We start from the raw sequence: 23,468 nt of genomic DNA, 5'->3' as shown, positions 1-23,468 counted from the left end.
TAACAGGACTCTCGACAAGCCCTATTTTCCCTGATCAGAAGGCACTTCTTCGTTTTCAGTCCACTCCTTGGACAGCCCTCAACGAAGGGCCGAGGTCAGCGGTGTCGCCCGCCTCGGCACCGGTCCGGTCGGTCATGGACTTGGTTTCGACCCAGCAATTCTTACCCTCCCCGGAACGGCGCAGGTTCCGTTTAGCCGAGCGAGCTTCCTGAATTGCCGATATGCGCGGGTGAGGCGCAGGCCTCAGGAGGTTGCAGGAGACGTCGGCTTCAGGCGCTTTCGCTCGACGACGCTTGTTGCCGTCACCACACTCAGCGGTGGTACGTCCTTCGCGACAACGGCGCCCGCGCCGACGACCGAGCCGCGACCGATTGTCACTCCAGGGGTGATCGTGGCTGCGGCGCCGATCCACACGTCATCCTCGATGACGATGGGCGCGTGCGTGATGAAGTCGTACCGTTCGGCGAGCTCGACGGGGTGTCCGGCCGTGCTCAGAGTCACTCGGGGACCGATCATGACGCGGTCACCGATGGTGATGCCCCCGTAGTCGAGGAAGAAGCATCCCTGATTGATGAACACACGCTCGCCGAACGATGCTCCAAGCCCGTAGTCGCAATAGAACGGGGGCAGGATGGACAGAGAGTCTGGGATCGGTTTACCGAAGATCTCGGTCAGCACCATCCTGCGCGCGTCGAGGTCGTCAAACGGCAGCACGTTGAGGCGCGCGGTCAGGTTCATGACGAGCTGTACGCGCTCCGCGAAGGCTCGTGACTCGGGCGTCCGTGTTCGTAGGCGTTGCTCGTTGCGCACGGGGGCATGCTGGCACAGCGAGGCAGGGACCCGTTGACGACCCACCGGCAGGGAACGCATCACTCCTTGATAGCGGGTTCTAATCGAACGCCCGGATCTGCCGCGGAGCAGCCGCTACGCAGCGTCACAGTCGTCTGCGCGACCGGCGCCCGGTCGTGCTGAGACGCGGATGCGCGATGGAAGTTGGGTTGGGCTCAGCCGAGCCGGTCCAGGTGGGTGTCGAGAACGCGTACGGCCCAGGTGGTGTCGTCGGCAGGGTCTTGCCGGACGAGGTGCAGGGCCAGGCCGTCGATCAAGGCGTGTAGCCGCTCGGTCTCGGTGATGGCGTCGCCGGGGTTTACGGCGAGGGTGTGCACTGCTTGCGCGCACAGGGTGTGGATTGCGTGGTGGGCGGCTTGGTGGGTGCGGCGCAGGGTGGTGTCGGTCATCGCCGCAGTGCCGAGAGTGAGGAAGACCTCCATTTCCAGGCGTCGCTGCTCGTCCAATGGCAGGAGCTCCAGCAGGACGTTCCGTGCCCATTGGTCGTCCTGGGGGATGGTGGCGACCCGGGTCAGGACATGCTCGACGGCCAGCTCGTAGGCCCGGATTCGCACGCTGGCCTGGGTGGGGAAGGTGTAGCGCAGTGAGCTGGGTGGCAGCCCGGCCTCAGCGGCGATCTTGCGGACCTTGGTGCACGTCGTGAAGCACATTCCGATCAGCGTCGCCTACGCCGTCTGGAGCGGGGCCGGGGCCGCCTTCACCGTCGCCTGGGCGATGGTCACAGGCGGCGAGTCGATCAGCGTGCTCAAACTGCTGTTCCTCGCCGGGATCATCGGGTTCATCGCCGGACTGAAACTCCTCAAGCCGCACGCCGACCAGCTCGCCAGCGCGCATTGAGCCCGGCACCGGCGAGCGGCAATGGATCACGACGAAGCGCATGCTGGGTGGCATCGCAGCCCCTTGAGCCGGATGCCACCCAGCGCCGCCATCCAGTTGGTGGAGCACAGCACGAGATGCAGCAGACGCAGCGACATGAATGTCGATCATTCCCGACACCCTGGACCAGCACCTTCACGGGCGGTTTCCCAGTTTCTGACACCCGACAGGATCGCCTGGTGGCCGATACTGCTGTGATGGCGCTCGGTAACTACGGTGTGCTCGTAGGGATGCTGGAATCGCATCACCGGGACACCCCGGACGATCAGGGGCGGTGGTTTCACGTCAACCTTGAGGTGACTGCACCGGCGGGCCGGTATCGGTGCGCGGTAGACGTGGACAGCAAGCAGTCGGCGACCGGCGTGCAGTGGCAGGTGCTGACACTCGACCGGGCGCAGCTTCCAGCGCTCTTCGATGTTTCTGCCGGCTACCACCCTGTCGCCACGACGCCCACCTCGGGGGCGCTGGACTACATGCGCCATCCCGCTCTGAGGCCCCGCGCAGGCTGCTTCTCCGGCTTGCTGTCTCGTCCCGTACAGATTTCTCTGGGGCGGCTCTCGGGTGTCCGAGCCTGGCGCGCCGGATCGAATCTGGAGGCGGCCACGGCGCTGGAGTCGATCCTCACGATCGGTGCCCGAATCGCGATCTTTGGCGAGCCGTTCACCAGCGGGCTGGGCATGCACAACATTCACCAGAACCAGGGTGACCCATTGGGTAGCCAGTGGTACGCCGAGAACGGCACGTGGCAGGACGGCGGCACGGTGGTGTACCTACCGGACGGGCAGTATTGCTTGTTCCTCTCGAAGTTCACTACGCAGTCGTTCGACACCAACGACGATGGGCATCCCAGGTAGTGCGTCATCCATGACGGAGCGGGCCGCATCGAGGTGCAGCGAGCCCGCTTCTACAAGCAGCACGCCCCCGACTGGTCGCTCTAGCCTCACGGGCCTGCCGTGATTGTGTTTGTCCCCTACCAGGCCGCGGTGCACGACCGCGTGACTGAGGAAAAGGAGGGTTGTGCGGTGCCGACCAACCGGCTGGAGGCGTTCAGTGACGGCGTCCTTGCCATCATCATCACGATCACGGTGCTGGAGCTCAAAGTCCCGGCAGGTCACGACCTCTCTGACCTTGCCCGCACGACCGGCGTCGGGCTGCTGACGTATCTCCTCACCTTCGTCTATGTCGGCATCTACTGGAACAACCACCACCATATGTTCCATCTGGTGCGGCAGGTCAGTGGCGGAGTACTGTGGGCGAACCTGGCGCTACTGTTCTGCCTGTCGCTGTTCCCGTTAACGACTTCTTGGGTCGACGACTCAAGGTTTGAGCCGATCCCAGTCGTCATCTACGGTCTGAACCTGCTCAGCGCGGCCATCGCATATTTCGTGCTCCAGACAGTGATCATTCGGCAGCAGGGGCCGGCGTCGGTGCTGAGGCGGGCCATTGGCACTGACATCAAGGGTAAGACCTCGCCCGTGTTCTACGTCGCGGGGATCCTCAGCGCTCTGCTGATCGACAGGAGCGGACATGTCGGAGTTGGGCTAGCCCTGGCGTGTTTCGTCGTCGTGGCGATCATGTGGGTCGTACCCGACCGCCGCATCGACCGGGCGATCCGCCAGCACGAGACCCCCGACTAGTTCTTGTCCTGCCGATCATGATGGCTGAGTGATCGAATGTCGACGCCGTCGATCGGTCCCGTCTCGCTATCCGGGCACCACCCAGACGGCGGTGTCCGGCGGCAGCCAGCCCTCGTCCAACGGGCCGCTGCCGAGCACGATCGTCCCGGCGACCGGAGACTCGATCGGGCGGCCCGACAGGTTGACCACACAGGCGAACGCTCGATGCGCCCCTCGGGTGAAGGCGAGGACCCCATCGGGTGCGGGCAGCCACGCGAACGGGCCGTCGCCGAGCGCCGGCTGCCCGCGCCGGCAGGCCAACGCGCGACGGTACAGCTCCAGCATGGAGTCGGGGTCGCCGGTCTGTGCCTCGACGGTACGGTCATGCCACCCGCGCAGCTGCGGCAACCACGGCTCGCGTGCCGTACCGGCCGGACTGAAGCCGAACGGCGGCTCCTGGCCCGACCACGGGAGGGGTACCCGGCACCCGTCCCGGCCGAGGTTCTCGCCGTGGGTGCGGAAGAACATCGGGTCCTGGCGCAGCGCGGCGGGAATGTCCTCCACCTCCTCGAGGCCGAGTTCCTCACCCTGATAGAGGTAGACCGAGCCGGGCAGCGCCAGATTGAGCAGCAGGGCAGCGCGGGCCCGACGCAGACCGAGCGCCCGATCGGTGGGCGCGCCGAGCTGGCGGTATTGAAGAGTGAACGACGTGTCGGCGCGGCCGTAGCGAGTCACGTGCCGAGGCACGTCGTGATTGGACAGTACCCAGGTTGCCGGGGCGTTGACAGGGGCGTGCAGCGCAAGGGTCTCGTCGATGACCTGGCGCAGCGCGGTCGCGTCCCATGGGCAGCCGAGAAAGGCGAAGTTGAACGCGGTGTGCAGTTCGTCCGGGCCCAGGTACGCGGCGAGCCGTTCGGCGTCCGGCAGCCAGAGTTCACCGATCAGCGCGCGCGGCTCCGGGTAGCTGTCGGCGATCGCGCGCCACGCCCGGTACACGTCGTGCACCTCGTCCCGGTCGGTGTACGGGTGCGGGACCGGAAGGTCGTCCGGGTCGAAGTCGGCGAGCTCGCCGTCCTTCATCAGCAGCGCGGCCGAGTCGATCCGGATGCCGTCCACCCCGCGGTCGAGCCAAAACCGCAGCACGTCCTCGAACTCCTCGCGGACCTTCGGATGCTCCCAGTTGAGGTCGGGCTGCTCGGGCGCGAACAGGTGCAGATACCACTCGCCGGGACTGCCGTCCGGGTTGATGGTCCGGGTCCAGGCCGGACCGCCGAAGATGGACTGCCAGTCGTTGGGCGGCAGTTCCCCGTCCGCGCCCCGCCCCTCGCGGAACCAGAACAGGTCGCGCGCGGCCGAACCCGGCCCGCCGTGCAGCGCCTCCACGAACCACGGATGCGCGTTCGAGCAGTGGTTCGGCACCACGTCGACGACGATCCGGATACCGAGCGCGTGCGCCTCGCGGATCAGGTCCTCGGCCTCGGCCAGGGTGCCGAAGACCGGGTCGATGGATCGGTAGTCGGCGACGTCGTAGCCCGCGTCCGCCTGCGGCGAGGCGTACCAGGGGTTGAACCAGATCGCATCGACGCCGAGGCCGGCCAGGTAGCCCAGGTGTGCGCGGACGCCCTCCAGATCTCCGATGCCGTCACCGTTGCCGTCGGCGAAACTACGCGGGTAGATCTGGTAGATGACGGCGGAACGCCACCATTCGGCGGGCACCGGGCGCGCCGCGCTCACCCCGGCCGGACCGGCGGCCGGCTTGTTCGACTCAAGGGTTTCGACATCACTCACAGAGCGACCTGCTTTCTCGTATACCCGCCATCGCGTCAGCCCTTCAGCCCGGAGTGCGCGATGCCCTCGACGAAGTGCCGCTGCGCTGCGACGAAGACGACGAGCATGGGCACCACCGACAACGTGGCTGCCGCGAGCTGGGTGCTCCACATCTCTCCGCCGTAGGCGTCCGTGTAGCGCGGCAGGGCCTGGGGCAGGGTGAACAGCTCCGGTGACGTGAGGTAGACCGTGGGTTCGAGGTAGAGGTTCCACGAAGCGAGGAACGTGAGGATGGCGACGGCGGACAGGGCCGGCCGCGCGAGGGGCAGGCTGATGCGCCACCAGATCCCCGCATGCCGTAAGCCGTCGAGGCGGGCGGCCTCCTCGAGTTCGACCGGCAGGGCGATGAAGAACTGCCTCATGATGAAGGTCGCCAGGACGCAGGGCGCCGCCAGGGCGGTCACGAGGATTAGCGGCCAGTGGGTGTTGACGAGGCCGGCCTGCTTGAACATCTGGAACAGCGGCACGATGGTGACCTCGCTCGGGACGAGGAGGCCGGTGAGGACGACGATGAACAGAACATTGCGTCCGGCGAACCGGATTCTGGCGAAGGCGTAGCCCGCGAGACTCGAGGCCACAAGCGTGATGAGGGTGACCGCGGCCGCGATGTAGAGGCTGTTGAAGTACTGCCTCGCGAAGGGTTGGAAGGTGAAGACCTCCGCGTACGAGGCGGTCGTCGGCGATGCGGTGAACATCGTCGGTGGTGTCTTGAAGATCTCGCTCAATGGCTTGAACGACGACGTGACCATCCACAAGGTGGGGATGACGAACGGGGTGGCGAGCAGGGCGAGCGAGCCGACGAGGACGGCGCGGCGGATCAAGCGGGCGCCGCGGCCGGGTCGGGCGGTGGCGGTGTCAGGCCTCATAGAAGACCCACTTCCGGCGTAGCTGCCACTGGAGCAGCGTGAAGAGCATGACGAAGCTGACGAGCATGAGCGCGAGGGTCGACCCGTAGCCGATGTTGTTGAACTCGAAGGCCTGCTGGAAGACGTAGTAGACGAGCACGGTGGTCGACAGGCCGGGGCCGCCCTCCGTGAGCACCGCGACCTGAGCGAACGCCTGGAGGGCGCCGACGACCGTGATGATCGCGGTGAGCAGGAGGGTCGGCGAGATGAGGGGCAGGGTGATCCGCCGGAAGATCGTCCGGTTCGAGGCTCCGTCGATGCGGGCCGCTTCGTAGAGCTCTGACGGAACCCCTTGGAGCGCGGACAGAAACAGGACCATGTTGACGCCGACGCTGCGGATGACCTGCGTGACGATGACGGATGCCATGGCGGTGTCGCCCTTTTGGAGCCAGTTCGGGCCGTCGATGCCGACGAGCGTGAGCATCCCGTTGACCCCACCGTTGTCCTGGAGGAGGAATCCCCAGACGAGCGTCCAGGCGACGACCGAGACGACGACTGGGGAGAAGAACAGGGTCCGGAAGAGCACAGAGCCGCGGAAGCGCCGGTTGAGCAGGACCGCGAGGAGCAGCCCGAGGGCGATGTTGAGGACAACGACGCCGAGGGAGAAAACGGCGGTCGCGCCGAGCACGCTGGGGAGCTGCGGGTCCCGGAACAGTTGCGCGTAGTTGTCGCCCCCGACGAACGTGAGCTGACCCGTGAAGACGTTCCATTCGTGGACGCTGTAGTACACGGCGAGGACGACGGGAACGATGACGAAGGCGAGTACGCCGAGCAACTGCGGTGCGATGAAGAGGTAGCCGACGAGGCCCTCACCTCGCCGTGTGCGTCCGGGACGCCGACGTGGCGGTGGCCCCGCGGCCGGTGCGGCGTCGTGCGCCGCCCCGGCCGTGCGGAGCGATCCGGTCGTCACTTGGCGAGAACGGGGTCGAGGGCGGAGCAGACTGATCCGAGCACCGCGGGTACGTCGGCGTTCTCGGTCCAGAGGGCGTCGAGAGCAGCCTTGCCCCTCTTGGCGACCTCGGCCGGGTTCGTGTGGTTCGGCAGGGTGACGGCGCCGCGCAGCTGGTCGACGACGACGGATTGCAGTTGGGCGGCCGAGAGCTTCTTGTTGTTCTCCGCGAGCTTGTCGCCGGTGAGCAGTGAGGCGCGCGGCGGCGGGAAGTACTGCGCTAGGAGGCGGGCGTTCTCGGGGTTGGTCAGGTATGCGAGGAAGTTCGTCGCCTCGTCCACGTGACGGCTGGAGGCGAGGACTCCGACGCCGGCCTGCCCGATCACCGAGTAGGCGCCGGCCGGGCCCTTCGGCAGGGGGAGTACGTCGAAGGCGAAGGAACCGTCGAGCAGCGACGCGCGGGAAACCTGAGCGACGGTGAAGGCGGCGTCGCCGGCGAAGAAGTCGACCTTCGTCCCCGGCCCCGGCATCGACTTGTCGACGAAGGCCGCGTCGTGGAGGAAGCGCATGGCGTCGGTCATCTGCGGGCTGTTGAAGGTGCACGTCTTTCCGTCTGCCGACCATGCCGAGGCGCCCCAGCCCGTCCAGACGGTCGCCAACATGTTCCACGACGAGTAGTCGAAGTCGCGTACGACGAAGCCCGCCTTGCCGGTCGCCGAATGGACCGCCGCTCCGGTCGCCGAGACCCGATCCCACGTGAGGCCCGCGGGGTCGAGCTTCTGCCCGGCGCGGGCGAGGAGGTCCTTGTTGACGTACAGCGCGAAGGGCGAGTTCGAGAACGGGTAGGCGAAGAGCTGACCGTCGGCCGAGAACTCGGCGGTGACGCTTTCGAGGAGGTCGTCGTAGCCCCACTCCGGTGTTGCCTTGAGGCGGTCGGTGAGCGGGACGAGCGCCTTGGCGGAGATGAGGTCCTTCGACAGGTCACCCATCCAGACAAGGTCCGGGGAGTTGCCGCCGGCGATCTGTGTCGTCAGCGTCGAGTTGTAGTCGGCGAAGGGGAGGCTGTCGAAGGTGATCGACTTGATGGCCGGCCGGGAGGCCTTGTAGGACTGCGCGATCGAGTCGAGCAGCGCCAGCTGGTCCTTGTTCGACGTCCAGACCGTCATGCGGAGGTCGACGCTGCCGGGCGCGGCCGACGAGGCCTGCGGCGATGCGGCGGAGCAGCCCGACACGGCGAGCCCGACGGCTGTCGCGAGTGTGAGGGCGGTGAGAAGCTTCCTTCGGGTGAACATGGTCTTTCTCTTCTCTAGTAGCCGGTGATGTGGGGCCAGTGGATCTCGACGCCCGCCTCGACGAGGCGGGCCTGGAACTCGGCGACGAGGGCCTGGTCGGCGAGGACGGCGGCCGGCAGCACGGATCGCTCGATGCAGAAGGCCGCGAGCTCGCCGGCGGCCTCGCCGACGTTCCACTCGACCGGGTGCAGCCGGTACGCGCCGTTGGTGATGTGCGTCGTGCCGATGTTCTTCGCTGCGGGCAGGAGGTTGGTGGTGCGCAGGGGTACGAGCGCCCCGAGGGGGATCTCGAAGGGCGCGCACTCGACGTCGATGTAGTTGTCGCCCCCCGTGGAGGGGTGAAGGTCGATGCGGTACATCCCGACGCCGACGGACGCCTCGAAGCGCGCTGGATCTCCGTGACCGCGGACGGCGACGGAGACGTCCTGCTCGACGATGGTCCGGTGGGCGCGGATCCGTCGTGACTCGCGGATGTACGGGGCCTGGGCGAAGCCGTCATCGGTGCCCACGACGTCGCCGCGAAGGCGGAGACCCGGCCAGCCACGCCCCCCGTCAGGTCGCGGTGCCTCGGTCTGCAGCCAGTAGAAGTACGCCTGGGACTGGGCCTTCGCGGCGGCGAGGTGCTTTTCCCGGTCGGCGACGTCGATGATCGAGCCGCCGACGTAGTCGAGCTGCGGCCAGTTGGCCAGAACGATGTCGCTCTCGTAGAAGCCGGGTCGGAAGTTGCGCCGACAGGCGATCCTGCGGAACTGCCATAGGTCGCGGTCGCCCGGGTCGACGCGCGGGTCGCCGGTCGGGTCCTGCTCGGGGTTGACGTGGAGCGTACGCGCCTCCGGCTCCAGGGTTCGCGGATTCGGGGCGGTGAACGACAGCATCGGCGCTCCCCAGAAGGGCAGCTCGTGCTGACGCCACTCGTCGTAGTTGGCCGGGCGCTCGATCGTGTGGTCGCCGGGCGCGTGGTCGAACGCGAAGCACCAGGCAATGGCCTGCACGTTGCTCGCGTCGGCCAGTTCCGGCGCGCTCGGCTCGCCGGTCTCGGTCCGTGATTCGGCGCCGACGACGTACTCGGTGTTGGTCAGTGGGAGCAGATCGCCGGTCTCCGTTGCGTCGAGCACGAAGGGCGCCGATACGGTGGTGAGATCTCCGGACCGAACGTCCGCGACCACGACGGAGCGGACCGTGTCGTCGACGACGACCGCGTCGACCGGGCGTGCCTGCTGCACCAGCACGAGTCGTCCGCTGGAGCGATAGGGCGCGAGCAACTGGTCGATGACCGCGACAGCGACTCTCGGCTCATGGCACAGCGCGCTGACGCGTCCCCGGCCGGGGTTGAGCGTGCGGTCCGTGCGAGCCTCCTCCGACAGGGGGTAGAAGGACCGGTAGTAGGAGCGGATCCCCTCCCGAAGCGAGCGGTAGCGGGCGGTGACGCCGAACTGCTCGACCCACACGTGCTCGTCGGGCGGGACGGCCTGGGACGTCAACTGGCCGCCGAGCCACTCATGCTCCTCGGTCAGCACGACGCGCATGCCGCGCTGGAGGGCGGCGAGGGCGGCCGCGACGCCGCCGAGCCCGCCGCCGATGACCGCGACGTCGGCGGTGAGAGTCCTCATGCCGGCCGCCGTTCGACGACGGTCTCGCCGGCCTCGAGATCCGCGCTGAGGAGGCGCTGGGTGTCGAGGGCGTCCCACTCCTCGGGCGCTGTTGTGATGAGCCGCTGGAGCAGGGCGAGCGCCTCCGCGGCGACCTGCCTGCGCCGCACGTGGAAACCGGTGAGGGCGCGCTCGCCGATGCGGTGCCCTCGTACTTCGGCGAGAGCGGCAACGGAGACAGCGTTCGGCACGTCGAAGCCCTCGGTCTGCAGGACGTGGACGACGTCCTCGGCGAGGAAGGCGTCCTCGGCGAGGACGAGCGTCGCCCCCGCGTCGCGCACGGTCCCGGCCACGGCGGTCAGGTCCTCGTCGGTGACGAGGGTCGTCCGGATCCGGCGCGTGGCGGCGGGGGACTGCACGGCCCCCCGCCGGTCGCGCGCCGTGGCGGTCTCGCGACCGCGGTGGACGTAGACGGCCCGTTCGTGGCCCAGCCCGACCGCCCGGTCAATGAGGTCCACGGTCGGGGCCGCGTAGTCGATCCCGACGTACGGGACCCGAGCGTCCGTCTCGTCCCGGCGTCCCACCGCTACGAAGGGGAAGCGCTCGTCGACGAGTCGATCGAGATCGGCCCCGTCCATCTCCTGGCCGAGGAGGATGCAGCCGTCCGCGAGCCCCAGGCGAGTCCTGCGGTGGAACAGCTTGCGCCTCCCGTCTTGGACCGGGGAGCTGGTGAAGAAGAGGAGGTCGCAGCCGAGCGTTTCGGCGCTGCGCTCGATGCCGTTGAGCAGCGGCCCGTAGAAGTCCATGCTCTCCGGGGAGAGGGCGGGCTCGTACGTGAAGACGCCGATGATCTGGTTGTCCAGGCCCGCGAGGCGCCGCGCCGCCGGGTCGGCGACGTAGGCCGATCGCTCGATCGCCTCCATGACCCGCGCGCGTGTCGCCGCAGGGATGCGCGCGGTGGACCCTTCCCGGTCGTTGAGGACTGTCGACACGGTTGTCTGGCTCACGCCGGCGATGCGGGCGATCTCGCGTTGAGTGATCTTGCGGGACTTGGACGTCATGTGGTCTCCACCGTGATAATCCGTATCTGCATCCGGGGATGGTGAAGATAATCCGTATCAGCGGTGTCGCGCAAGAGTCTTGACGGCGCCACCGCCGGCAGTCGACGATGGCGCCGGCTCATCCGCCAATACGCATTATCACCCGGCGTTCGCCGGGGAGAGGAAGGCCACCATGGCGTCACCACGGCCCCAACAGCCCGGCCTGACCCGGCGCGGGTTCCTCGGAGCGACCATCGTCGGGGGAGTGCTCCTCATGGCCGAGCCGAGCCCGGTGAGCGCCGCCGCCAGCGAGGGCGACATCGTGCTGTCGGCGGCGGGGATCAGCGTCGTCGGGAGTGCCGGTGGGCGCCTCGCGATCCGGGACGGGGCTGGCACCGTCCGATCGCAGGGGTCGCGGTTCCAGGTCAAGGACCGGATCACGGGGATCCACGTGTCGACCGGCGGCCTCCCGAGCCTCGTCGAAGGCGCGGACGGATCGCCGATGATCCGCATGGACTACACCTTCGGCTCGGCGGCGGGCGGGGTCGCCGTCCACGCCCTCGTGTCGGTGTCGACCGACCGCGCACACCTCGAGTGGCACATCTCGGGCCCCGAGACCCTCGTGCCTGAGGGGTTCCTCTTCAGCCGGGCGATCCTCAGCCCGACGGAGCCGGACGACTACGTCGCGGTGACCGAGTGGGTGCGAGACGGCGGGGGCGGCATCCCGTACGAGGTGACCTCGGGCGTCGCGCACGTGTCGACGTGGGCGAACCTCCACGGCATGTTCCTCCTGCAGCGTTCCCGACAGGGCTGGACGAACTCGACGTGGGTCCACGCGCCAGGAGCTTCCCAGGGTGACGGGACGTTCCGGAGCGAGGCGGACTTCTTCTTCAGCACGACCCGACCCTCGGCGACGGCGACCATCGGTCGCGGTCGCGACCTCGGCATCGAGCTGTGGACAAACCGCGACTTCAACATCTGGCAGGCCGGAGGCGAGCCGATGGAGGTGACGGCCCTGGTCGCGAACGGCGGCGCCGGCGACCGGGTCGTCAACCTGACGTGGTGGGTCCGGGACTTCAACGGCGCGCAGCTCGCCGCGGACGTCGCGCAGATCGCCGTCCCCGCGCGGGCGGCACGGGAGCACACGTTCCGCCTCCCGGCCCCGCCCGCAGGCATCTGCGTCTGTGAGGTCACGGCGTCGTCAGGAGGGGACGAGGCCTTCGCCCGCACGAATCTCGCTGTGCTCGAACCGCACACGTACGAGGCGGGTGCATCGAGCATGTTCGGCATGGCCAACTATCCGTGGCTGCAGCGGCCGTCCGCCGACGCGCTGCTCGACCTGTGGCAAGCCGTCGGGGTCAGTGTCGTCCGCATCTCGTATGCCGGGGGACCGGGCCTGCCGCCGAGCGCCTTCGACGAGCGGGGGATGCGCCACAACATCGAACTCCAGCCATCCCTGGAGGTCACCGACGAGCAGGCAGCAGCCTGGGCCGCGGCCAGCCTGGCGACGGCGCTCGATGCGGGGGCAGGCTACTTCGAGGTTGGCAACGAGCTCAATCGCCCGTTCAACACCGGGCTGGCGGCACAGGCCTACATCGACAAGGCGCTGCGCCCGGTGGCGGATCGTGCCGCCGCGATCGGGGCGCCGATCAAAATCATGAACAACGGCCTGGCGGGCATGGACAAGCCGTGGCTCGAGAACTTCTACGCAGGCGGTGGCTGGGACCTCATCGACGCCTTCGCCTACCACCCGGGGCGGGGCAACTTCACCCCCGACTACGTGCCGGACGGTGACGACTGGGACGCGGGAAGCACGGGAACCTACTGGAACTTCCTCGGCGGCCTGCGGCAACTCAAGGCACTCATGGCCGAGTACGGCGAGAAGGAGATCTGGCTGACCGAGGCGTACGCGTGCACCCGGCCGAACGCCTGGTGGAACGACACCTACCGGCACGCGGCGGAGAACGTCTTCCTCACCCTCGCGCTCGCCAAGGCGGAAGGGGTACGCGGGGTCTGCTGGTACCAGTTCCACGACAGCGTCCTCGGCAACCCGCAGGTGGCCGACCCGGGCAACGTCGAGTACCACTTCGGCCTGACGAACCGTGACCTCAGCGCAAAGCCGTCGCTCCTGGCCTACGCGAACGCGGCGCGGCTGCTCGACCGGGCCGACTTCATCGGATGGCTCACGTTCGCCGACCCGGAGACCAAGGGGCTGCTCTTCGACACTCCGGACGGCGAGGCGGCGGTGCTGTGGAACCGCGCCGACGGCTACCTGCTCAACCCCGATCACGACCCGAGCGGGTGGCACTTCCCGGCCCCGGAGGTCTGGGTCGACCCGTGGCCGACAAAGACCGAGATCATGGCCGTCGCGAAGGCTGATTCAGTGCGCCAGGTCGACTCCATCGGGCAGGTCACCGAGCTGCCGGCGACCGGCCGCACCGTGTCGCTCGTCCTGGATGGCGCACCGCGCGTCTTCTACGGGCTCGCCCTCGTCGGCGCTCGCGACGACGCGGGCACCTGGGTCGCGCCGGGCGTGCTCCGCGTTCCCGAGGAAAGGGCGCGGCGGCGCCGGCAGTTGCGGCGCCGGCCCGGCTGAAGCTGTCCCGGGCGCGACGCCAGCGACACCCCGCGACACCCCGACGGCCCGGACCGTAAGGTCCGGGCCGTCGGCCCCTCGGCCAGCGTCCATCCGTTCTTGCTCGCTAGGGCGACAGCAGCCGACCAGGTATCTCAGCGCCTGCCGGCGCGGCTCCGCACGTCCGAAACGGTGCGCGAACCGCGCCAACAGATCATCCAGACCCGCCCACCACCCGACGATCTCATCAACAGACACAAGCGCCACACCCTGCCCGCCCACAACAGACAGTGCGATCACCCGAACAAGTTCGATGGGGTCCTCGGCGTCGGGCGCCGCTCGGCGTAAGAACTCATCGCCGAGATCGGAGTGACCATGCCCGTGTTCCCCACCACCGCGCACCTGGTGTCCTGCTGTCCGGCGGGGCGCCGAGCCCCTGAACCGGCAGCAGGACCTGCACCGCGGAGAGGTCCAGCGTGCCGACCCAGGCTGTCGCCTCCTGGGGACACAGCAGGAACGGCTGCACGGGCAGCGGTCGGTCGCCGGCCACCTCGCCAGCGTCGACCTGGAACCAGGGGATCAGGGCTTGCTCCGGGAGTGGCCAGGGAGCGGCGCCGCATTCGGCGTCTGCGTGCCGAACAAACGTCACGGCGTGACGGCGTACTCGGTGAATCCGCCGCACGGCTTGAAACCGAGGCGGCGGTAAACGGGTTCACCGTCCGAGGACGCCTGCAGGACCAGCGTGCGATAACCCGCGTCGTAGGCGGTGCGAAGGGTCGCCAGGGTCATGGCGCCGCCGTATCCGCGTCGGCGGTCAGCCGCCAGGGTCGCGATGTTGTAGATCCCGGCGACCTTCCCGTGCAGGAAGACCTCGGCCGAGCTGACCGGGTGGCCGTCAACGTAGCCGACCAGGTAACGGGCGGGGCAGCCGGGGGCGAGTGCCCACTCGGCGGCATCGGCGAAGAAGCGGCGCACAGTGGCGGCTGGCGGATCCCAGTTGGCGGCGAGGACGGTCGCGTACTCGGCGAGCTGCCTGGGGTTCGTCACAGGATGGATGTCCAGGCCTTGAAGGTGCGGTCGGGGTGGTGCCGCGTTCAGTTCCGTCCACATGCCCGTCTCGGTCTCCGACGCCGCGAGACCGGCTTCCTCGAGCAATGAGGCCAGTTGTGCCGGTGCGGAGGCAGGGCCCACCCACCAGGAGAAGGGCCGGCCCGTGGCGGCAAGGGCCTGGACCGTCTCCCTGACCCGGGTGCGGGCGGTGTCCGTACGCAGCCTCGCCGCCGCGACGATGTTGAACGTGTCGTCGGCCAGTCCGCTGTCGGCGATCAGGAGGTCGTCCGTCTCCGTGACGGTCGAGCCCGGCATGTGACGGTGCAGGTGACATGCGTGCTCGGCAAGGTTCCGTTCCATCTCGGCCAGCAGGTCGGGAACGGTGCAGTCGGGGTGCTTTGCTTCGTTCATTGAGGTCATCGCATCATGGCGGTAATCGCTGTGCACTGGAATTCTTTCCTCGGTAGCCCCCGGGGCCGGTTTGTCAGGCGATGTCGTCGGGCGGAGGGCGCCGTGGAGGGCGGCCCAAGGCGGACTTCACCGACCTGCAGAGCCGCTGCACGGGCTGTCGTGGGGGCGTCGGGCGCGTAGCGCCCGGCGGTTGCTGGCCGAGCGGTAAGCCTTGTCCGCCGAGAGGGAGTCCAGCCGTTTGCGTGGACGGCCGATCCCGCCGGGACGGGCCACGGCTACGCCGTCGAGCTATTGCGGCTCATCGGCGTTCCACCAAGGCTCACCGACTGTCCTGTCCTACCTGCGCCGGCTGACCCGGCGCGACCGGCAACTGCTGGCCTGGCTCGCCGAGCAGTACGTGCTGTCCACCGCTCCCGACTCAACCTCGCGCCGCGTACGCCTTGAGACGTTCGTGCCGCCTGGTTCCCGACCGGCACGGCGTGTCCTCACCGACCACGACCGCGTTTCAGGTGCGGGTCGGGCCGTTCATGGCATCGCACCGCCTCGTGAACCGCGGTCAGAATGTGGCGATCGGGTTGACCGGGCTGCCGGACGTACCGGCGAAGCGGACCGGCGCGACTGCGAGGTGGAAGTCCCACTGGCCGAGCTCGGCAGCCGTTGTCGCGCACACCTCCAGGTCGCAGTTGTCGAGCAGCCACAGACCCATCGCGACGAGACTCACGGCGTGAACCGGCATCAACACGTCTTCGTACCCCGACGGCTGAACGTCCTGGGGGGTGTCAGCGCCGATCAGCGCGACGTCGCGTTCATGCAGCCACGGCAGGCAGGACGCGTGCCAGCCGGCCCGCGTGAAACCGCTGGCCTCACCGGCCTCGTGCCGGACGCGGCCATAGCCGGTCCGCAGGAGTACCGCATCGCCGGATCGCACCCGTACACCCTGGCGACGCTCGGCCTCCTCGAGATCGTCGGGAAACACACCCTGCCCCGGTTCCAACCACGGCACATCGCGGACCCTCGCAATGTCCAGCAGGACACCGCGCGTGATGATCCCGTTGGCCGCCGCCGTGACGGCCGCCCACGCCGATCCCGTTGCGGCGTCGACCAACGAGTGCGACCGCCCGTTGTACATCGTGCCGTCCCAGAAGATGTGGCACGGCGAGTCGACGTGGGTGATGGTGTTGCCGTGGAACGTGATGCCGAGCCGCTCGGACGAAAGGCCCCAGCGCCGATCGGCGTGGAAGGCGGGAACCGGCATGTTCTCGGCACCCGGCATGTCGGCGGCGCACGGGCACGTCGTCGTCGACCGCTCCATGTCTTCCGGTACGACAACCTCCCATGCGCAGGACACGCTCCTGCCGTGGCGCACGGCCCGTGCCGCCGCCAGCCGGGACGTCGTCGGTGATGTGGTTCAGAGTTCCGAGCTCGTCCTCGTCGCCCCACCGTCCCCAGTTCGACAGCGTGTTGAAGTATCCGAGCACGTCGTCCTGTGTGGGCATCGGTCGCCCTGCCGTCATCCCAGCATCGACTCCTCCGGTCATGCGGTTCGAGGCCACCGCAGGTGGGTGCCACAGCCCGGGTAACCCCTACCCGGGCTGTGAGATCGACTCACGGTTGATGTAGGCGACCTGGGCGGCGAAGGCCAGCAGAGCCAACGCGGTGCCGACGCCGATCGCGAGCCCGGTCGACAGCCCCGCGAGCCCGGCCAGCAGCGTGACCGCGAGCCCCACCAGCAACGCGTTCACCGCGCCCACCATCGCCGCCGTAGTCAGCAGCAGCTGCGCCCGGCGGGGCGCGTTACCGACCGCCGCCCAGGTCGCCCGCATGATGTCCTCGCCCTGCACCGCGTCGGCGAAGAAGTCGTGCTCGCCGGCCAGCCGGCGATGGTAGTACGCCCGGATTCGCTGGATCCGCGCGAGATCCAGCTCGTTCTCCACCATGTTCTGCACCAGCCGCAGAAATGTGAGCAGCCCGGTGATCACCAGCGTCGGCAGCACCGCCCCGAGGTACGGCCGGACGAGCGCGGCGTTGTTGGCGACGAAACCGAGCCCGATCAGCGCGGCGGAGAGCATCGACAGGAAGACGGTCGCCCGGCCCACCGACTCGGTGACGGTCGCGCTGCGCGAGGTCTGAAGCACGAAATGCTCGGTGGTCAGGGCGGTGAGCAGCGCCTGCTCGCGTTCTCCGTCGTCCATGCACCTCACCGTCCGTGGGTCGACCAGGGGTCATCCGTGGCTCAACTCGCCAGCCTCCCGCTCGGTCACGCGGCCTACCCGAGGAACCGGGGAGCCGCCGCGACTCGCTGCCCTGGCCCTGCCGCCGGGTGGTTGACGTCGCGGACGGTCACATGATGTGCTCACTCTGCAACGGTAACGACAATCATGACCGTTAACGTGTCTGAGGAGGAGCATGTCTCTCACCGTGCCGCCGAGCCTGCTGCAGGCCGCCGAGTCAGGACCCGTGGACGACGAGGCGTTCGTGGCCTGCGTACGCGACTCGCTGCCCTACGCCTGGCAAACCGTCAGCCAGGTGGCGGCGGATCTGAAGTCGTCCGAAGCCGAGTTCGCCGACAACGTCATTCCTCCGCCGAGTGAGGCGGAGCGGGGCCAACTGCTGCGCGCCCTGGCCAGCGATGCCATCAGATCCAGCCTGGAACGCCACTTCGGCGTCAAGCTCGCCTTCCAGAACTGCCACCGCGTGGCGGCGTTCCGCCCGTCCGCCGTCGACTCCGACACCTACCGCCGCTTCATCTCCACCCGCGGCCAACTGCTCAACCAGTCACCCGAGCTGCGTGACTGCTGACCCGATCGTGACCCGGCGGGCAGGACGGGGCGTACGCACGCACCTGTTTCTGCTCGCCGGGCACCGACTCGGCGGCACCCACGCCCAAGCCCTCACCGACGCCCATCACTACGGTCGCGCGGCGGAGGCCGCCGGATACGACGGCGTCTGGATCGCCGAGCACCACTTCATCTCCTACGGCGTGTGCCCCTCGGCGATCACCTTCGCCGCGCACCTGCTGGGCGCCACCCGCACCATCGACGTCGGCACCGCGGCCTGCATCCTGTCGAACCGCCACCCGGTCGCCCTCGGCGAGGAAGCGGTGCTGCTCGACGAACTGTCCGGCGGCCGGTTCCGGTTGGGCGTCGGTAGGGGAGGCCCCTGGGTGGACCTCGAGGTCTTCGGCATCGGTCCGGACCGGTTCGACAACGGTTTCGGCGATTCGTTGGAGATCCTGACGCGGTGGCTGTCGGGGGAGCCGACGGTGGGCGGCAACCTGCGGTTCCCGTTCCGGCCGGTGCCGGTGGTGCCCCGCCCCCGCCGTCGGATGACCGTCTGGATCGCCGCGACCTCGCCCACCACCGTTGAGTTGGCCGCACGGCACGGCCTGCCGCTCCTGCTCGGCCTGCACGCCGACCTGACCGAGAAGCGGAATCTGTTCGACCGCTACGCGCGGGAGGCCGCCGCCCACGGCCACGACCCCGACGCCGTCGCCCACGCCAGCGCCCACCTGGCCCACGTCGAGGACGGCGACGAACAGGCAGCGCGGGCCGTGCGCGCCGGCCTTCCCGCATTGCTGGCCGGAACCCGGGAGTACGTCCGTCTGGACGGCGCCCCCGCGGGGCAACGGGACCTGAACGCCTACGTGGAGCGCCTGATCGACATCCATCCGGTGGGCTCCCCCCGCCGATGCCGGGAGGCGCTCACCCTGGCCGCCGCCCTACCCGGCGTGCGGCACCTGCTGTTCATGGTGGAGGCGGCGGGAGGGCGTGACCACACTCTGAAGACGATCGCCCGTCTGGCCGCTGATGTCCTCGACCTGCCCGCCCGGACATCTGCCCGAGGAGCGCAGCCCGCCGAGGGGGCGTGACGCGCGCGCGGCGCCGATATCTCCCGCTTCATCGTGATAGTGCCCGGGCTCGGCGAGTGGACCTCCGGACGCCGGCGCGAGCGACTACAGTGTCGCTCATGACAACGATTATCGTTAGCGCCTGCGAGGGGCAGGAGCGATGAAGGTTGCGTTCGTCGGCAAGGGCGGCAGCGGAAAGACCACGCTCGCCGCGCTGTACGCCCGCCACCTCGGGGCGGAGGGCCGGCCCGTGCTGGCCATCGACGCCGACATCAACCAGCACCTCGCGGTGGCCCTCGGCGAACCCGCCCACGTCGCCATGACGATGACCCCGCTGGGCGAGCACCTACCCGCGATCAAGGAATACCTTCGCGGCGACAATCCCCGCATCGCCTCCGCCGCCGAGATGGTGAAGACGACTCCTCCAGGCTCCGGCTCTCGGCTGCTGCGAGTGGTGGAGGACAACCCGATCTACCATGCCTGCGTCCGCACCGTCGGTGGGGTGCGCATGGCGGTGACCGGCGAGTTCACCGCCGACGACCTCGGCGTGGCCTGCTACCACTCGAAGGTCGGCGCCGTCGAGCTGTTGCTCAACCACATGCTCGACGGGCCCGGCGAGTACGTGGTGGTGGACATGACCGCCGGCGCCGACTCCTTCGCCTCGGGGCTGTTCACCCGCTTCGACCGCACCTTCCTGATCTGCGAACCGACCGTGCGCAGCGTCAGCGTCTACCGCCAGTACGCCGGCTACGCCCGCGACTACGGCGTCGCCCTGTCCGTGATCGGCAACAAGGTGGAGGACACCACGGATGTGGAGTTCCTACGCGAACACGTCGGTGCCGACCTGCTGACCTGGGTGAGCCGCTCCGCGTACGTCCGCCGCGCCGAACGCGGCACGGTCAGGCCGCTGGACGAGCTGGAGGCAGCCAACCGGGCCGTGCTCGGACACGTGAGCGACACTGTTGACGGCACGCTCCAGGACTGGGCGGCTTTCACCCGTTGGGCCCACGAGTTCCACCGGCGCAACGCCGCGGCCTGGGCCAACAACCGCGCTGGTGTCGACCTGACCACGCAGATCGATCCCGATTTCCGGATGGGGCCGCAGGCGCTCAGCGCACCAATCGCTGTCATCTCCTAACTCTCGCGGCCTGACCGGCGGAAGCGCGCTCACCCTCCGAACAGGACCGGATCGCGGGGCGGATGGGCGTCCTCTAGGCTACGCACGTCCATCCCGGCCTCTTCGAGGGAGTCGACCGTGACGCGTCACGCCGGAAGCCGTACTGAGGAGATTCCGCCCACCGGTGTGGACGTCTCCGTACCGCACTCGGCCCGGGTCTACGATTGGTGGCTCGGGGGAAAGGACAATTTCGCCGTCGACCGGGCGGTGGGCGGCGCGTTGATCGAGGCGATCCCCAACCTGCGGATGATGGCCGCCGAGAACCGGCGGTTCGTCCACCGGGTGGCCCGCTACCTGGTGACCGAGGCCGGAATCCGCCAGTTTCTCGACATCGGCACCGGCATCCCCACCCGGCCGAACCTGCACGAGGTCGCCCAGGCGCTGGCGCCCGAGACCCGGGTGGTGTACGTAGACAACGATCCGATTGTGCTGGCGCACGCCCGGGCGCTGATGATTAGCAGCGAGGAGGGGCGCAGTGAGTACATCCACGCCGACCTGCGCCGGCCGGAGACGATCCTCGCCGACCGCCTCACCGACACGCTGGACCTGAGCCGGCCCGTGGCACTCACGCTCATCGCGGTGCTCATGCTGTTGCGCGACGAGGACGAGCCGGGGGAGAAGCTGCGTACCATCATGCGGGCCTTGCCCTCCGGCAGCTACCTGGCCATCACCCACCCGACCCAGGACTTCAACCCCTCGGAGATGGGCGCGGCGGTGGCCGCCGCCAATCAGGGCCACATGACGCTGGTGCCGCGCACCCGCGCCGAGGTGGAGCGGTTCTTCGACGGGTGGGAGTTGATCGAGCCGGGCATCGTGCCCGTCATGGCGTGGCGGCCCGATGACGCCGGCTCGGACGACCCGCACGCGGCCTACTATTGGGCCGGCGTCGCCCGCAAGCCCTGACCTTCAACGTCGGTCGCCTCGGCTGTCAGGCGTTCCCCTCGCTGCCTTCCCTGTTCATGATTGGGCCGCAGGTCGAAACGCTCCCCGGTACGTGATGGCCGCCCCGCGTGGTGATGGCCCGTGGGGGCCATCACCACGCGGTTGTTCGCGGCCCGGCCGGCTCAGGCCGGTGGCCCGCCGTACGCCACCGTCGTCTTGGCTGAGCAGATCGAACTGTCCGCCCGGCACACCTGGTACGTAGCGGTGCCGCGGCCTTGGACGTCGATGGGATCGGTGTGGGCGCCATCGTTCGGCACCGTGCCGACCAGTGTGCCGTCGCGGTAGATGTCGACGTCGACGGAGGTTGCCCCCTGCCAGGTCAGATCCACCGCGAGTTGGCCCCTGTCCCGGCGTACCGAGGTGCCGACGGTGATGGTGTCGCGGTCGAGGTTGGTCGCGTAGCTTCCCTTCGCGGTCGCCAGCAGCAGGCGGGACGCGCCGGCGAAGGTCAGCGTCCGAGGTTGCCGCACCCCTTGGATGCCGCTGTCGAACGGGGAGAACGTGGTGCCGGCGTCCGTGGAGCGGACGACCCGGGGGTCGGTGTTCAGCGACACGTACAGCGTCCGTCCGTCGGCCGGGTCACAGGCCAGGTCGGCAACAGCGGCGTTGCTCGTCCAGCCGGTGGATTCCCACGTGACGCCGCCGTCCAGGCTGCGGTACACGCCAGTGGAACTGGAGGTCGTCCAGGCCGCCAGGTAGACGACATGCGGGTTGTGGGACGACGCGCACAGGTATGGGTTCATGTACCTTCCGGACAGGCCGATCATCGACGTGAACCACGACGTGCCGCCGTCCTCCGAGCGCAGAATACTGCTGGCGTAGGCGCCGCTCCGGTCGTTGATCGACGCGATCATTTCCTGGTCGGTGCCGTTGTCCACGATCTCGACGTCGAGTGCCGCCTGGCCGGACGGTCCCTCGTGGACCTTGGCCCAGGTCTGGCCGCGGTCCAGCGTGCGCCAGATCGTGGCTTCGGTGCCGGCGTACCCGAAGTCGGCGCCGGCGAGGACGATCAGGTCCGGGTTGGTGCGGCTGAACCGGATCGTCGTGAGGTCAGACTCGTAGTAGGCCCCCTGGTCGGGGCCGAGTACGGTCCAGCTCCCGTCACCTCCGCGCCGGTAGAGCCCCTCCTGGGCCACTGTCGTGGGGCCGTTGGAGAGGGCGTGGAGCGTGCCGTCCGGGGCGAATCGGACGGCGCCGTACCGGGTCGGCGGCACCGGCTCCCGCTTCCAGGTGGCGCCGCCGTCGGCGGTGGAGTAGACACCGCCGGTGTTCTGTCCCTGGAAGGCGATCGCCATCTCGTTCGGGTCACGCGGGTTGACGTGGATGGAGCGGAGGTCGATCTCGGCGATGCCGTTCGACGACTGGGCGAACGACGTGCCGCCGTCGGTGGAGCGGAAGACGGCCTGCGCGTCGGTGCCGAGGATGACCTGCCGCGAGTTGCCGGGCGCGAAGCGGATCGACCGCCCGGTCAGGGTGTCGGTACCGCCGACGCTGATCTCCCAGGTCGCGCCGCCGTTGGTGGTGCGGTGGACACCGGTACCGGCCGTGGTCACCAGGATCGTGTCCTGGTCGTGCGGATCCACGGCGATGCCGTGGACCACCGGAGTCGGCCAGCTGCTGTTGTGCAGTGGGGTCCAGGTCACACCGAGGTCGGTCGACTGGTAGAGGCCGAGGTACTGGTTCGAGAAGAGCTGGCCGCCACCGACCAGCAGTCGCGTTCCGTCGTACCCGATGTCGAACAACGGGCTGTTGGGAAGGCCGGCGGAGCGTTTCGTCCAGGTGACCCCGCTGTCCCGGGTGACCCACACCTGGCCGGCGTCGAACGCGACGATCACCGTGTTCGGGTCGTTCGGGTCGATCGCGATCGCCCTGCCGGACAGCGCGGCACCCATCGCCGGGGTCCGGTTGGTCCAGGTCACGCCGCCGTCGGCCGACCGCATCAGGTTGACCTTCTGGGCCCCCAGGCCACTGGCGATCCCGGCCCACAGCACCGACGGGTTGACGGGGTCGACCGCGACGCTCAGGACCTGGTCGTTGAGGCCGATGTTGAGGTTGCCGGCGACCCAGGTCAGGCCACCGTCGTTGCTGCGCCACACGCCGTCCTGGGTGCCGACGTAGGCCGTTCCGCCAGCGGTGAACTCGATGGCGAAGACGCTCCTGCCGCGCAGCGCCGGCACCTCGGACCAGGTGGCGCCGCCATCGCCGGAGCGGTAAAGACCTCCGTTGAATCCCCCGCCCGGTGCGTAGCCGGCCAGCACGATTTTCGGATCGGCAGTGGACACGGCGGTGTCGTAGATGTCGCCACCGGGCGGCCCGAGCAGCGACCAGGCCGCCGCCGTGGACGTCACCGCGGAAGCGGTCTCGCCCGCCGTGGGCGTCACGGCAACGCCGTCCGGGTGGTGTCCGTGCGCGTCCGCGGTCAGACCCGAGCTGTCCGTCCACTGGTTGTCGCTGGCTGCCGTATCGGCGGCGGCCGTGCTGGCTGCCAGCACCGTGCCGCCGGTGAGGCCGAGCGCCAGCAGGGCACCCAGAGCACGTCGCAGTCGACTCGTACTCATGACTCGTTGTCTCCTTCGTTGGGGG

20 protein-coding genes are annotated in these 23,468 nt (G+C 68.8%); 8 read left to right on the top strand and 12 right to left on the bottom strand.

The features are described from left to right. Nucleotides 1-243: 243 nt before the first annotated feature. Both ACZ6O2_RS30765 and ACZ6O2_RS30760 read right to left on the bottom strand, forming a co-directional pair. Complete coding sequence (locus ACZ6O2_RS30765; RefSeq protein ID WP_466025342.1) at nucleotides 244-810, bottom strand: sugar O-acetyltransferase; 567 nt, start codon at nucleotides 808-810, stop codon at nucleotides 244-246. A 194-nt stretch (nucleotides 811-1,004) separates the two neighbouring features. Next, nucleotides 1,005-1,499 (bottom strand): TetR/AcrR family transcriptional regulator, encoded by a 495-nt coding sequence (locus ACZ6O2_RS30760; RefSeq protein ID WP_466025341.1) that lies wholly within the window; start codon nucleotides 1,497-1,499, stop codon nucleotides 1,005-1,007. On the opposite strand from ACZ6O2_RS30760, the gene ACZ6O2_RS30755 reads away from it, so the two are divergent. The 3 genes from ACZ6O2_RS30755 to ACZ6O2_RS30745 all read left to right on the top strand — a co-directional run bounded on the left by ACZ6O2_RS30755 (nucleotide 1,489) and on the right by ACZ6O2_RS30745 (nucleotide 3,362). Beyond that, nucleotides 1,489-1,686, top strand: coding sequence for a DMT family transporter (locus ACZ6O2_RS30755; RefSeq protein ID WP_466025340.1), 198 nt, complete (start codon nucleotides 1,489-1,491; stop codon nucleotides 1,684-1,686). The genes ACZ6O2_RS30760 and ACZ6O2_RS30755 overlap by 11 nt on opposite strands. A 218-nt stretch (nucleotides 1,687-1,904) precedes the next feature. Beyond that, nucleotides 1,905-2,579 carry a DUF2278 family protein gene (locus ACZ6O2_RS30750; protein ID WP_466025339.1) on the top strand — a complete coding sequence of 225 codons (675 nt, stop codon included), beginning with the start codon at nucleotides 1,905-1,907 and terminating at the stop codon, nucleotides 2,577-2,579. 99 nt (nucleotides 2,580-2,678) lie between these two features. After that, nucleotides 2,679-3,362, top strand: coding sequence for a TMEM175 family protein (locus ACZ6O2_RS30745; protein WP_466025338.1), 684 nt, complete (start codon nucleotides 2,679-2,681; stop codon nucleotides 3,360-3,362). 66 nt (nucleotides 3,363-3,428) lie between these two features. Here the strand turns inward: ACZ6O2_RS30745 and ACZ6O2_RS30740 are convergent, their stop codons facing one another. From ACZ6O2_RS30740 to ACZ6O2_RS30715, 6 genes are all read right to left on the bottom strand, one after another. Continuing rightward, nucleotides 3,429-5,057, bottom strand: a complete 1,629-nt coding sequence (locus ACZ6O2_RS30740; RefSeq protein ID WP_466025344.1) for a glycoside hydrolase family 13 protein — start codon at nucleotides 5,055-5,057, stop codon at nucleotides 3,429-3,431. A 107-nt stretch (nucleotides 5,058-5,164) separates the two neighbouring features. Next, the gene (locus tag ACZ6O2_RS30735) at nucleotides 5,165-6,034 is read right to left on the bottom strand and encodes a carbohydrate ABC transporter permease (RefSeq protein WP_466025337.1); all 870 of its coding nucleotides are present in this window, start codon (nucleotides 6,032-6,034) and stop codon (nucleotides 5,165-5,167) included. Beyond that, nucleotides 6,024-6,983 (bottom strand): carbohydrate ABC transporter permease, encoded by a 960-nt coding sequence (locus ACZ6O2_RS30730; RefSeq protein ID WP_350705329.1) that lies wholly within the window; start codon nucleotides 6,981-6,983, stop codon nucleotides 6,024-6,026. Before ACZ6O2_RS30730 ends, ACZ6O2_RS30735 begins: the two co-directional genes overlap by 11 nt. Beyond that, entirely contained in the window at nucleotides 6,980-8,254 is a 1,275-nt protein-coding gene (locus ACZ6O2_RS30725; protein ID WP_466025336.1) for an ABC transporter substrate-binding protein, read from the bottom strand. The genes ACZ6O2_RS30730 and ACZ6O2_RS30725 overlap by 4 nt, the downstream gene beginning before the upstream one ends. 14 nt (nucleotides 8,255-8,268) lie before the next feature. After that, nucleotides 8,269-9,864, bottom strand: a complete 1,596-nt coding sequence (locus tag ACZ6O2_RS30720; protein WP_466025335.1) for an FAD-dependent oxidoreductase — start codon at nucleotides 9,862-9,864, stop codon at nucleotides 8,269-8,271. Then, the gene (locus ACZ6O2_RS30715; protein ID WP_466025334.1) at nucleotides 9,861-10,904 is read right to left on the bottom strand and encodes a LacI family DNA-binding transcriptional regulator; all 1,044 of its coding nucleotides are present in this window, start codon (nucleotides 10,902-10,904) and stop codon (nucleotides 9,861-9,863) included. The genes ACZ6O2_RS30720 and ACZ6O2_RS30715 overlap by 4 nt, the downstream gene beginning before the upstream one ends. Before the next feature lie 172 nt (nucleotides 10,905-11,076). Here ACZ6O2_RS30715 and ACZ6O2_RS30710 point away from each other — a divergent pair, with 172 nt between their 5' ends. Next, the gene (locus ACZ6O2_RS30710; RefSeq protein WP_466025333.1) at nucleotides 11,077-13,479 is read left to right on the top strand and encodes a hypothetical protein; all 2,403 of its coding nucleotides are present in this window, start codon (nucleotides 11,077-11,079) and stop codon (nucleotides 13,477-13,479) included. 624 nt (nucleotides 13,480-14,103) lie between these two features. On the opposite strand, the gene ACZ6O2_RS30705 is transcribed toward ACZ6O2_RS30710, so the two are convergent. From ACZ6O2_RS30705 to ACZ6O2_RS30695, 3 genes are all read right to left on the bottom strand, one after another. After that, nucleotides 14,104-14,955, bottom strand: a complete 852-nt coding sequence (locus ACZ6O2_RS30705; protein ID WP_466025332.1) for a GNAT family N-acetyltransferase — start codon at nucleotides 14,953-14,955, stop codon at nucleotides 14,104-14,106. A 520-nt stretch (nucleotides 14,956-15,475) separates the two neighbouring features. Continuing rightward, complete coding sequence (locus ACZ6O2_RS30700) at nucleotides 15,476-16,231, bottom strand: cyclase family protein (protein ID WP_466025331.1); 756 nt, start codon at nucleotides 16,229-16,231, stop codon at nucleotides 15,476-15,478. 271 nt (nucleotides 16,232-16,502) lie between these two features. Further along, nucleotides 16,503-17,111, bottom strand: a complete 609-nt coding sequence (locus tag ACZ6O2_RS30695) for a hypothetical protein (RefSeq protein WP_466025330.1) — start codon at nucleotides 17,109-17,111, stop codon at nucleotides 16,503-16,505. Nucleotides 17,112-17,325: 214 nt separating this feature from the next. Between ACZ6O2_RS30695 and ACZ6O2_RS30690 the strand changes: the two genes are divergently transcribed. The 4 genes from ACZ6O2_RS30690 (at nucleotide 17,326) to ACZ6O2_RS30675 (ending at nucleotide 20,846) form a co-directional block, all read left to right on the top strand. Beyond that, nucleotides 17,326-17,718, top strand: a complete 393-nt coding sequence (locus tag ACZ6O2_RS30690) for an SCO5389 family protein (RefSeq protein ID WP_466025329.1) — start codon at nucleotides 17,326-17,328, stop codon at nucleotides 17,716-17,718. Then, on the top strand, nucleotides 17,708-18,787 hold the full coding sequence (locus tag ACZ6O2_RS30685; RefSeq protein ID WP_466025328.1) for an LLM class flavin-dependent oxidoreductase: 1,080 nt from the start codon (nucleotides 17,708-17,710) through the stop codon (nucleotides 18,785-18,787). The genes ACZ6O2_RS30690 and ACZ6O2_RS30685 overlap by 11 nt, the downstream gene beginning before the upstream one ends. A 139-nt stretch (nucleotides 18,788-18,926) precedes the next feature. Continuing rightward, nucleotides 18,927-19,904: an ATP-binding protein gene (locus tag ACZ6O2_RS30680; protein WP_466025327.1), complete on the top strand. Its 978-nt coding sequence runs from the start codon at nucleotides 18,927-18,929 to the stop codon at nucleotides 19,902-19,904. Nucleotides 19,905-20,021: 117 nt separating this feature from the next. Further along, nucleotides 20,022-20,846: an SAM-dependent methyltransferase gene (locus ACZ6O2_RS30675; protein WP_350705351.1), complete on the top strand. Its 825-nt coding sequence runs from the start codon at nucleotides 20,022-20,024 to the stop codon at nucleotides 20,844-20,846. Between the two features lie 161 nt (nucleotides 20,847-21,007). Here ACZ6O2_RS30675 and ACZ6O2_RS30670 read toward each other — a convergent pair whose 3' ends face one another. After that, nucleotides 21,008-23,443 (bottom strand): WD40/YVTN/BNR-like repeat-containing protein, encoded by a 2,436-nt coding sequence (locus ACZ6O2_RS30670; RefSeq protein WP_466025326.1) that lies wholly within the window; start codon nucleotides 23,441-23,443, stop codon nucleotides 21,008-21,010. Nucleotides 23,444-23,468: the final 25 nt, after the last annotated feature.

It is taken from the genome of Micromonospora sp. NPDC048040 (genome assembly GCF_055587185.1).
The sequence above is the reverse complement of the archived record's forward strand: the minus strand, read 5'-3'. Positions and strand labels throughout refer to the sequence as shown.